Annotated in this window: 12 protein-coding genes, 1 other RNA gene and 1 other annotated feature; of the genes, 4 read left to right on the top strand and 9 right to left on the bottom strand. The window is 39.2% G+C overall.

Annotated elements, in window-relative coordinates; all coding sequences use genetic code 11:
- From argC to SPD53_RS18595, 9 genes are all read right to left on the bottom strand, one after another.
- On the bottom strand, window positions 1–1,039 hold a 1,039-nt coding region (gene argC, locus SPD53_RS18555; RefSeq protein ID WP_188859654.1), incomplete at its 3' end, for an N-acetyl-gamma-glutamyl-phosphate reductase.
- Between the two features lie 728 nt (window positions 1,040–1,767).
- The gene (locus SPD53_RS18560) at window positions 1,768–2,727 is read right to left on the bottom strand and encodes an alpha/beta hydrolase (RefSeq protein WP_188859653.1); all 960 of its coding nucleotides are present in this window, start codon (window positions 2,725–2,727) and stop codon (window positions 1,768–1,770) included.
- Between the two features lie 121 nt (window positions 2,728–2,848).
- Window positions 2,849–3,673 carry a cytochrome c oxidase assembly protein gene (locus SPD53_RS18565; protein ID WP_336253436.1) on the bottom strand — a complete coding sequence of 275 codons (825 nt, stop codon included), beginning with the start codon at window positions 3,671–3,673 and terminating at the stop codon, window positions 2,849–2,851.
- A gap of 98 nt (window positions 3,674–3,771) precedes the next feature.
- On the bottom strand, window positions 3,772–4,608 hold the full coding sequence (locus SPD53_RS18570) for an SAM hydrolase/SAM-dependent halogenase family protein (protein WP_336253437.1): 837 nt from the start codon (window positions 4,606–4,608) through the stop codon (window positions 3,772–3,774).
- Window positions 4,609–4,662: 54 nt separating this feature from the next.
- Window positions 4,663–4,913 (bottom strand) — a binding site (T-box leader).
- Between the two features lie 87 nt (window positions 4,914–5,000).
- Window positions 5,001–5,387: a hypothetical protein gene (locus SPD53_RS18575; protein WP_156854719.1), complete on the bottom strand. Its 387-nt coding sequence runs from the start codon at window positions 5,385–5,387 to the stop codon at window positions 5,001–5,003.
- A gap of 216 nt (window positions 5,388–5,603) precedes the next feature.
- A non-coding RNA gene (gene ssrS / locus SPD53_RS18580) (6S RNA) lies at window positions 5,604–5,791 on the bottom strand.
- 53 nt (window positions 5,792–5,844) lie between these two features.
- The gene (locus SPD53_RS18585; protein WP_336253438.1) at window positions 5,845–6,552 is read right to left on the bottom strand and encodes a CBS domain-containing protein; all 708 of its coding nucleotides are present in this window, start codon (window positions 6,550–6,552) and stop codon (window positions 5,845–5,847) included.
- A gap of 118 nt (window positions 6,553–6,670) precedes the next feature.
- Window positions 6,671–6,931 (bottom strand): hypothetical protein, encoded by a 261-nt coding sequence (locus tag SPD53_RS18590; RefSeq protein ID WP_156854723.1) that lies wholly within the window; start codon window positions 6,929–6,931, stop codon window positions 6,671–6,673.
- Between the two features lie 11 nt (window positions 6,932–6,942).
- Entirely contained in the window at window positions 6,943–7,374 is a 432-nt protein-coding gene (locus SPD53_RS18595; protein ID WP_336253439.1) for an OsmC family protein, read from the bottom strand.
- Window positions 7,375–7,876: 502 nt separating this feature from the next.
- Here SPD53_RS18595 and SPD53_RS18600 point away from each other — a divergent pair.
- The 4 genes from SPD53_RS18600 to cydS all read left to right on the top strand — a co-directional run bounded on the left by SPD53_RS18600 (window position 7,877) and on the right by cydS (window position 11,332).
- Complete coding sequence (locus SPD53_RS18600) at window positions 7,877–8,653, top strand: NRDE family protein (RefSeq protein WP_336253440.1); 777 nt, start codon at window positions 7,877–7,879, stop codon at window positions 8,651–8,653.
- 203 nt (window positions 8,654–8,856) lie between these two features.
- Entirely contained in the window at window positions 8,857–10,203 is a 1,347-nt protein-coding gene (locus tag SPD53_RS18605; RefSeq protein ID WP_336253441.1) for a cytochrome ubiquinol oxidase subunit I, read from the top strand.
- Window positions 10,200–11,213, top strand: coding sequence for a cytochrome d ubiquinol oxidase subunit II (locus SPD53_RS18610; protein ID WP_336253442.1), 1,014 nt, complete (start codon window positions 10,200–10,202; stop codon window positions 11,211–11,213). Before SPD53_RS18605 ends, SPD53_RS18610 begins: the two co-directional genes overlap by 4 nt.
- A gap of 5 nt (window positions 11,214–11,218) precedes the next feature.
- Window positions 11,219–11,332: a cytochrome bd oxidase small subunit CydS gene (cydS, locus tag SPD53_RS19970; protein WP_442946241.1), complete on the top strand. Its 114-nt coding sequence runs from the start codon at window positions 11,219–11,221 to the stop codon at window positions 11,330–11,332.
- The last annotated feature ends 5 nt before the right edge of the window (window positions 11,333–11,337 follow it).

Here is an 11,337-nt window from a genome sequence, read left to right on the forward strand (position 1 = left end):
ATGGATACATTGGAACGGCAGCGAGACCAAGGTCTTCTTCCCAGCCGTTCATGAGATTCGTATTTTGAATTGCCTGACCGGCTGCACCTTTCACTAGGTTATCAATCGCCGCAGCAATGATTAATTGATCACTTCTTTTGTCCACCCAAATGCCGATATCACAGAAATTACTTCCCTGCACCGCTTTTGTTGCCGGGAACTCGCCTTCATTCAAGACGCGGATGAATTTATCTTCTTTATAATACGTTTCATATAGTTCGATTACTTCTTTTGTCGTTATGTCTTGATTTAATTCAGCATAAATCGTGCAAATCAATCCCCGTGTCATAGGGATAAGATGAGTTGTAAGAATCGTAGTTACTTGCTCATCAATTGTTTTTGACAAATATTGTTCGACTTCAGGTATATGCTGATGCCTGCCAATTTTATATGGTAATACATTATCATTCGCTTCCGGAAAATGAGTCGTACCTGTAGGTGTCCGGCCTGCTCCGGATATACCCGTTTTCCCGTCAATTACAATTCCTTTTGGGCTAATGAGCTCTTTTTCGAGTGCTGGTATCGTCCCGAGTAATGCAGATGTTGGGAAACAGCCCGGATTGGAAATGATTTTCGCGGATTGAACTTCTTCTTTATAAATTTCCGTTAAACCGTAAACAGCTTGATTAATCGTTTCCTGTGGTGCCGCTTCTTTCCCGTACCATTCCTTATAAACATCCCGTGAAGATAACCGTAAATCTCCGGATAAATCGACAATTTGCAAGTCGAGATCTTGTAAATCGGGTACGATTGTCTTTGCAACGCCTGCTGGAGTCGCGATAAAGACAATATCTACTTCAGCTTCTAAACTCTTAATATCCAAATCTACCATTTTAATTTCATGTAGTTTCTCCAAATGCGGGTAAATTGATGAAAGGACTTCACCACTTTGGGAATGGCTAATTGCCTTTGTCACTTCTAGTTTGGGGTGGTTATGTAACAATCTGATTAATTCAATCGCCCCGTACCCCGTTCCACCTATGATTGCCGCTTTCCTCAATTTGAACAACTCGCTTTCTAAAAATTAATTATTCATCATTATACACACTTATGCATAAATATGCAACGGCGTTTATAAAAATAAATAATTAATTTTTATAAATTTTACCTACCCTCCTTTATCTCAGTGGATGATTCGCTATGAAAATCGGATTGGGAGATATTAACTCACATCTCTTCTCGATAATTATGTAAAGTAATTGCTTTATGATCTCGTTAGCGCACACTTCTTGTTCAAATCGGAAAACAAATCGTTTTATTCTCCTATTAGTCCACTCACGTCACTGTAATGGAAAAAGAACAGGTTTTATTAACCCATCAGAATACTCAACCCGATGAATTGGGATAACAAACAACTCTTATTTTCCAATTAGTACGCTCATCTTGTTCGATTGGGAAAAGAACCGAGCTTTATTCTCCCATTAACCCGTCTCCCTCGTACGAATTGGAAAACAAACGGACTTTATTCTCCCATTAGTCCATCTCTCTCCTACGAATTGGAAAACAAACGGACTTTATTCTCCCATCAGTCCATCTCTCTCGAACCAATTGGAAAGCAAACAGGCTTTCCCCCCATTCGCTCGTCTCGTTTGCCTCTACAGAGCAGTTCAAACAAAAGTTGTACTCTCGGTCAATGAAGATTATTACCAGTTAATTAAAAAACTGGAACATAACTATTCTACTATGGATAAAATAGCTATGTTCCAGTCCTATATTTAAACTTGTCTATCAATAAAGATGTTTATCAAAAAAGCTGTTCATGGCTTCAAGGTAACCTTCGCGGTCGAGGACGATGGATTCGCCGTGGTTTGCTCCGGGTACGATCAGCATCTCTGTATCTGTTTTCGTATGTTCAACAAGTGTTTTCGTCATTTCGGTTGGAACGAAGGTGTCTTTTCCACCGTGAATGTAAAGGATCGGTACCTGAGCTTTTTCAACCTGATCAAGTGCAGATGCTTCTTTCAATGAATAACCTGCTTGAAAATCCGTTACCATTCCCATTGTTGGAAGGATCGGGAAGCTTGGTAGATTAAACATACGATCCAACTGATAATCAAATAAATCATAGACACTAGAATACGGACTGTCCGCTACGGCAAGCTTCACATTATCTGGCAGTTCTTCTCCAAGCGTCATTAAAACCGTTGCCGCCCCCATCGATACACCGTGAAGTATTATTTCTGTATCTTCACCGAGTTCAGCAATAATCCGATCAATCCAAGCGACATAATCAAGCCTGTCATGCCAACCGAAACCATAATAATCTCCTTCGCTCAAACCATGCCCACGGCTATCTGCGGTAAACATATTAAACCCAAGCTCTTCATAATAATATTGTCCAAATAAAGCCATATCCTGAGCGCGCCCAAGATAACCATGCGCGAAGACAACCGTCTTATTTGTCGGTTCTTCTGCTTCTAAAAAATAACCTTGAAGTGTAAGTCCATCGAACGACTCCATTTGCCAATATTCAAAGTCCCGGGTATCGGCCCACGAACGCCAATCCCCTTTCGTAAATACATCCATCGCCTCAGCAGAAACTTCCAAATCTGCGTTTCCAGTCAAGAATTCCTTTGTTCCCCGTTCAATCGCCAATTTATAAAAGAAGACTCCAGCTCCAACATCCAATATCACTAGAATGACAAGTAAGATTCCGACAACTTTCAACCAACACTTCTTTCTCTTCAAACTCTTGCTCCTCTCGATTTCTATTAATCTATTATATTAGAAAAAGAAGGTATCCGCCACACCTCCTGGGCAAATACCTTCCATTTATCGTTGAATGTTTTAAAAGTGTTCAAATACATGTTTAAATATGTATTTTTTCTTTACGAGTTATCGATGCCGCGAAAAAAGCGATGCCAAACAAAATGAGCTGGCTGATTAAAAGCATCACGCCACCTTGCATTTGTTCTTCTTCCGGATTGAACGGCAAGAGGGCTGCTGCAAATTCGGGCGGTAATTCTTTTATATTTGGCATACAGACCGTGAGGGATTGCATAAACAATTCAACATCTGTATAAACAAGGTAGAGACTCTTGTCTGATAACAACAAAACCAGGCTATACGGTATAAAGAAAAGAATGCAGAATAGGATATACAGCTGTTTTTTCTTGGTGTTTAAAAAGCGCTGTGACACAATCGGCATCCATAATAGAATTCCTGCGATAAGCAATGCAAGCATAAAGAAATAATTAATATATAAATCCAGTCGTGCAAAATTAAATACACTTGCAATATGGTAAGTATAGAAAAGGATAAAGAAGCTTAAAAATCCGACAATCGGTTTTGCTAAAAAGTTAAGTGTTTTATCTAAGATGTTAATTTTCTTTGCATGTTCAAATATCTCTATTTTAAAACCAATGATAATCAATGGAGGCGCTACAAGCACCAATAATACAAGCTGAATAATATGATAACTATATTTAATTCTTGCAATTACATTAATCGGACTGCCAAGCGCTGCAAATACAGCAATCATACCTGCGACAAACATAATTTGTTTCCAAACCGGATATTTTTTATTCTGTGGCAATAATAAAAAATAAATAATAAAAATAAAACCGATATAAATTAGGATTCCACCATTCCAAAGCGTGGAATAATGAAATTCATCCAAAATAATTTCCAGCATAGATTCACCTTCTCCTGTGAATTTATGTCTATAGTATAGCGTAATTTTCCGGAATCCTGCCTGTGAACTTCTAACAAACTCATGACAACTAAGTTAGATTATTTCTCAATTATAATCGTCCAATTCACCCCAGAACGGATATGATACGCATCGGCAAAGGACCCCTGATTGATCGCTATTCCCAGATTATCAATGGAATTCACAAATAATAAGGGCTCACCAAGGCGCCTGTCTGCAAATGATCGATCAAAAGTAATTAAATTTTTATATACTTTTGTCGAGTTATGCACAATCGTCACTTCAACCACGTCTCCATACTCAATGCCTGCTTTTTTAAAAAGTTCGCGATTGATATTCGTCCATAAGTTACCAAAACGGCTATCGAGAATATCAATATTTCCATGAATAATACCGTTTGAATATGTCGCTTCAGGGATTCTTAGCTTTATCACATCGTCAAGTGAGAGTTCCGGACCGACTTCCTCAAAACTAATTACACCAGCCGCAAGTCTTGCTCCCGTAAAGGCATATACATCACGGCCATGGAATGTATACGATTCACCAGATCGGGGGAGGCGATTTATATTTTCATCAATGACGCGAGCCGCAACAATCCCCGTGCTATGTGCAAGATGGGTAAGTGTCCCATTATTCGGTGTTACGATATAATGCCCGTCCTTTGTTTTCGCCACAATGCTTAAACGTTCCGTTCCGACACCAGGGTCGACAACGGAAATAAACACGGTCTCTTCTGGCCAGTAAGCAACCGTTTGGTATAAACGATACGATGCTTCCCAAATATTATATTGCGGGATTTCATGTGTTAAATTAGATATCCTAAGTGTTGAATCAACGGAAAAAGCAACCCCGTTCATTGCACTAACTGCCCCATCATGTAATCCGAAATCTGTTTGTAGAACGATATGTTTATTCAACTAAATCCTCCCCTTCTTCGCAAAACATAAAAAACCCACGTCAATATCATAATTGATAAGGACGCGGGTTTACAATTCGTGGTACCACCTTATTTCACTGTAAGTTCACACTTACAGCCTCATTAAGTACAACATCTATACTTTAGTTTTGATAACGAGTCGCCAACTCGGCACAACCTACTAGATTCCGTTCAGTCTGCAGCTCGGAGGCCATTGTTCGTGACGTCAATTTTGCTTCTTTTCACCAGCCGAAGCTCTCTATCCAAAAATCGACTATCCTACTTTTCCCTCTTCATCGCTATTATTTGCTTTTTCGAATTACTGTTATTATATGCAAAAGACAGAAACATTGCAAGAAAAAATAAGAACACGACGAATTTACTAATGAAGCGTCATGTCCCTTCCTCCTTCTTCCGCTTTAATTTATGGATCTGTTCTAGTAGTTTTTTATATTTCACTCTAACATCTGGTGATTGCACAAGGTAAATGATCAGGCGAACGGTTAGAAATAACATCCAACCAACAAGATAAATATGAATAATGAACGTAATCCGGGCCCAAGTGTTTCCAGCCCCTACCTGTTCCATTAAGTAACTAAATGCACCGGCTTCTTTCTTTTCCCGCTGCGCAACCGTCAACAGGAGTAGAAGAGGTGCCAGCAATGCAAAGATAAGCGATAATACCGAGAGTATCCGGTACTGATACCTTACCCAAAAGATAATTCCGGTACTTAAGGCAAGCACAATAAATATGATGTAAAATATTAAAAAACCACCCATAATCCCACTCCCAACATCTGTAAAACGCTCTTTTTTCTATATCTCGATTATAGGTGGTGAGATCCGTTCTGTCTATGGATCGGAATGAGCATTTTAACCACGATCAAAGTGTTAGCGTCCTTACAAGCTAAGTATGTGATTGTCTTCGCAACGTCAGTACGAACAAACAAAAAAAGGCTAATCTCCAGTAAGGAAATCAGCCTTTTATAATATGTAGGTACAGCCACAATTGCCGTATTTCTGAAATAAAAAGTTTTAAACCACTCACTTTGTTCAAGTGGGTGTTTGCAGAAGCCTTCTTGTCTTCCGTTCAAAGACGGCCCGACATTCCAACTTCGATATAAAACTCCCTATTCATTATTTAGAGGTTAAAACTTAATTCCATACGAACATTGTAGCTTGTAATCATATTCTATACCTTATCTTAAAAAAACGCAATGGTAAAAGTTTACTATTGTTAATTTGGCTGTCTGAGTCCAATAATATCTAGGTTCGTAATGATTCCAATCAAGGGCTCCGTTTCCTTACCACTTTCCGTAATGAGTAAGGCTTCCAGGCGATTCCCTCTGCCAAATTGTTTTTTGAAAATATCGATCGCTTCTAGTACAGATGTATTCTTTGCAATAAAGCGGTAATTATCATTCGTTTCATATTCGAGGACTTCCCCCGCTGTCACTTCCATTGGCATTTTATTTGCTGCGTACATATTGCCGGCGAGCCAAAAAGTGATCGCCCGTTGACTGATCAGCCCCTTGAATTCCTGATGATCATAAACCGGAAACTTTGATATTTTCTTTTCATGAATAAGTGCAAGTAGATTGGTAAATGGTTCGTCATGCTGAAATGAAATGACCTCTTTAATAAACTTCGGTGACACGATCCTTGGTTGGAGCAATTCTTTTTCAATTCGTTCCACCCGCTTTACTGTAGACTCATGCGGTTCTGCTATTACATGAGCCATATCGACTTTATTATGAACAATCGCATTTCGTAATTCTGCAAATTCAAGCAGATCATCACTATATCTTCCAACAATCGCATTTCTATTCTTCAACATATGTACCATTTTGGAAAAACCAATATTCCGTCCATTATTAATAATTGCCCGTAACTTCTTCTCGATTCGATTAAAGGCAGTCAAAAATCGTTCTGAATTCTGATACATTCCTATTCTCCTAGACTATTAATAAAGTGAAACTCATTCAGTGGGGGTTTCCTTACCACTCCCACTGAATATTAGTTTCTTATACACTGAAAAATGAGACAGCAACCATACTGTCCCATTAAGCCATATAAATAACAAATGCGATAATCGAGAGAACTGTTGCAACGATATATATCCAAGACATAATAGGTACATTACTGCTCCAAGAAGATGTTTCATATTCCAAAGATCGCTGCAGTTCGTCTTCAATCGTTTGACCACTTTCTTTGTATGCCTTTTGCTTGTGTTCTTCTTCTTTTAAAACCCTATATGTCAGAACCGTTGCAATAACACAAACGACTATAATCAAACCAACTGTAAAAGCATTAAAATCAAGCATCATTTTCCCCCTTAATCAAGGTCCATTGTGACCTGGTCTCCTCCATTCAATAAATAACTTGCTGTAATTTCCGCGTTTAATGAATAAACAACGGAGCAATATTTATTTAACGATAACTCAATCGCCCGGTATAATTTATCTTCCGGGATGTCACCGTTCACTGTGTAATGCAGATGTATATCCTTATAACGACGCGGATGACTTTGAGACCTGTCTCCCTTTGCCTGAACATGGAAGGCCTTTGGTGCAAGTTTCATTTTCTCTAAAATCGAAATAATATCAATTCCGGTGCAACCAATCACCGTTCCGAGCAACATTTCCATTGGAGTCGGTCCGCGCCCCTCTCCACCAAACTCTGGCAATCCATCTGTAATGAATGGATATCCTGAGGGAGTTACACCGTTAAAAGCTCTTTTCCCTTCCCATTCCATCTTTAATTCCACAAGAAGCCCTCCTCCTTCAGTTGAAATATATCTAATAGACCACTGAATTTAATAAGGTATTTCCTGCTTCTATTACAACACAAACGAATTGAAAATACTACACTTTGACCTTAGTTTATCATCGTAATTACAATTATAATATATCTTTCTTCATTTGTAAGCATCCTCATCATAAGCTAAAACAACGGCACTTCGATTTACCTCCAATTGTTCAGCTCATTTTCTTTCAGAAGGTAATTTTTCCTTAAGGGAATTCACCATCTGAAATCTTCCTTTCTAGCTCATCAACGATTTGTAAATATAGTGGCTGTTCACTCTTTCAATGAACTTTCCACATAAATGATGTCTTCTTTCTCCGTGTTGAAATCAATTATTATCATTATAACATTTGGCTTATCATTGACACTCCACTTTGTTTGTCAGATGAGTGACGATTGTAAAGCTTTAAATTGGTGGACGGGAATGGCCGAGCGTATAATATATTGTTAAGAGGTGATTAGTAGTGTGTTTAATTCATTTTCATTTACAAGACCATCCGAATTATAAATTAATTGTAGCCGCAAATCGAGATGAATTCTACGACAGACCTACCGAGAAAGCTCACTATTGGCCTGATGCGCCTTTTCTTCTCGCCGGACGTGATATGCTCCAGCAAGGGACCTGGCTTGGCATTACGAAAGCAGGACGATTTGCTGCTCTTACAAATATTCGTGATTTCTCCCTTGAAGGGGAAGATAAAAAGTCACGGGGGCATATTGTGCGTGAATTTCTATCGACAACCATTTCTCCTAGCCAATTCCTTGATAATATCCGTAACGAGCGAGACGCCTATGCCGGATTCAACATTCTCGTTGGTGATACAAGCGGACTCTTTCATTATAATAATGCAGACAATGCGATTACTGCAGTGCCAGCAGGGACACATAGTTTAAGCAACGCAACACTAAACACACCGTGGCCGAAAGTCGTTAAAGGAAGAGCAAGGTTGGATAATTATCTACGTCAAACCGACCATGTAAAAACAGATGATTTATTCCATATTCTCGAAAATGAAGAAGAAGCTCCTGATTCAATGCTGCCGAATACGGGTATAGGATTAGAACTTGAACGAAAATTATCCGCATCCTTTATTAAAACGCCTAACTATGGTACTCGCTCAGCAACGGTCGTTCTGATTAACCGGAAGTATGATGTTGTATTTAGTGAACGAACCTATAAAGATGGAGAGCTGACAGCGGAAGAGAATTTCACCTTCACGTTGCCAATTTCCACCAAATAAAGTAATGATAATAATTCCCGTTGCTTTGTGCAAAATAAAGTAACGGGTTTTTGAAAAATTGTCATAAGTAGATGGGTCTTTCGCGTCGTTTATAAGCTACAATAGAGAGACGAAACTAGTTTTTACTATCGAACATAAGTAAAAACTGTTTTTCCTTATGTTCAATAGTACACGAACTTATAAAGAGAGGAAGGGAAAAGCTTATGTTTCATGATCCTGTATTTGCGAGCAGGATGCTGACACTGCTAACATTATCGTTTCATATTATTTATGCAACTATCGGTGTTGGGATACCACTTTTTATTATGATTGCACAGTGGCTTGGAATTAAAAAGAACGATGACCACTATATCCTTATGGCTAGACGCTGGGCTAGAGGCTATGTAATTACAGTTGCTGTAGGTGTAGTTACTGGAACGATCATCAGTCTACAGCTTGCCTTATTGTGGCCAAACTTTATGGAACTTGCAGGTAATATCATTGCTTTACCTTTATTCATGGAAGTTTTCGCCTTTTTCTTTGAAGCTATATTCCTTGGTATTTATTTATATACCGGCAACCGATTTAAAAATAAGAAGACTCATTTTCTCCTATTGATACCAGTTGCCGTCGGTGCTGGGATGTCAGCTTTTTTCATTACAACAGTGAACGGCTTTATGAACGCGCCGCAAGGGTTTGATATTGTAAATGGAACACTTGTTAATGCTAACCCAGTCCTTGCCATGTTTAACCTGGCATCACCTACGAAGATTGCTCACGTGCTTGCTGCATCCTATATGACGGCTGCCTTTATATTAGCGGCAATAGCTGCATTTAAACTAATTAAGGGATCGAAGCATACGTATCATAAAAAAGCATTGCATATGACGATGAAAACCGGGTTAATTTTTGCTGTTGCAGTAGCATTGATTGGTGACTTCTCTGGTAAATACCTGGCAGAATACCAACCAGAAAAACTTGCAGCTGCCGAATGGCATTTTGAAACGGGAGAAGGTGCTCCGCTCCTGTTATACGGAGTACTCGATGAAAATCAAGAACCAAAATATGCAATTAAACTTCCTTACGTTTTAAGTATTCTCGCCTTTGGAAGTCCATCTTCTGAAGTAATTGGTCTCGATGAATTCCCTGCAGAGGAACAACCACCGCTTGCAGTGCATTATTACTTCGACACTATGATTACGATTGGTATGGTGATGATTGCAATATCCTTCTTATATTGGCTTGGATCACGAATGAGATACACATTTGTTGAATCAAACTGGTTCCGCTGGCTCATTGTTTTAGGCGGTCCACTATCCATGTTAGCTATTGAATCTGGTTGGTGGCTCGCGGAATTCGGCCGTCAGCCGTGGATCATGCGCGGTATTATGACAGTCAGCGAGGCTGCCACGACAAGTGATTATGTTGGATTAATGTTTGTGCTATTCGCTCTTCTTTACCTTATCTTGGGAATTGGAACAATTGTTATTCTACGTAAAATGTTCGCAAATAACCCGATCGAAAAAGAATTAGCGAAAGTTCAATCTACACAAGGTGGTGAGCAGTCATGAGTTTAGAAATATTAGGGATTTCCGTACTGTGGACCTTCTTATTTGGATATGTCATCCTCGCTTCCATTGACTTTGGTGCTGGATTCTTCAATGCTTATAGTATTTTGACTGGTAAAGAGAAAATCCTATCAAAGGTTATTCAGCGGTACCTATCACCAGTATGGTCCGTGACGAACGTATTCTTTGTATTTTTCTATATTGGGATTGTTGGATTTTTCCCGAAAACGGCGACTTACTTCGGGACAATCTTACTAATTCCAGGCAGTATCGCTTTGATCTTGATGGCAATCCGCGGTTCCTACTATGCCTTTGAATCGTATCGAGCAGGCCATAAAGGGTATGCCACCATGTACGGTATTGCAGGATTGCTTATTCCGCCAGCTTTATCGGTTGTGCTTGCAATTGCTCAAGGTGGATTTGTAACCATTGAAAATGGAACTCCACAGCTTGACTATTTTGCTTTATTTACGAGTCCATTATCCTGGTCCATCGTCGTTCTTGCCATTATAGCTGTATTATACATCTCTGCAGTATTCCTAACATGGTATGCAGATAAAGCGCAAGATACTGAAGCGAGAGACTTGATGCGCAGATATGCGTTAATTTGGGCTATCCCATTAATCGTAGCAGCTTCGGGGATTATTATTGAACTCCGCTACCATAACTACATGTTGTTCGAAAATCTGATGAACCTATGGTGGATGTTTGCCGTTTCCTTTGTACTATGGGCTTTGACTACGTGGTTCATTTGGAGAAAAAGAAGTTATACAGCTGCGTTGTGGTTGTTAGTCGGTCAATTTGCTTTTGCATTTTTCGCATATGGTATTGCCCATTATCCTTACCTGCTTTACCCGCACTTGACGATTCATGAAGGCTTCACCAACCAAGCAATGGCTATTTCGCTTGTTGTCGTCTTCGTACTCGGGCTCGCATTACTGATCCCGTCGATCTATTTATTATTAAAACTGTTCTTGTTTGATGAGGAATATATCCAAGGTAAGAAGGAGTGAACGAAATGTTTAATGATTTTCTAATGTTTGTTGCTCCAGGATTAGTGATTATCATAGCCATCATCCTCGCTTTTATTGTTGCCGACAAAGATGATGCTTTTGGAGATAAAGAAAAATAAAAAAA

It is taken from the genome of Oceanobacillus sp. MO10714A (assembly GCF_037072045.1).
In the GTDB taxonomy this organism is placed as follows: Bacteria; Bacillota; Bacilli; order Bacillales; family Amphibacillaceae; genus Oceanobacillus; species Oceanobacillus indicireducens.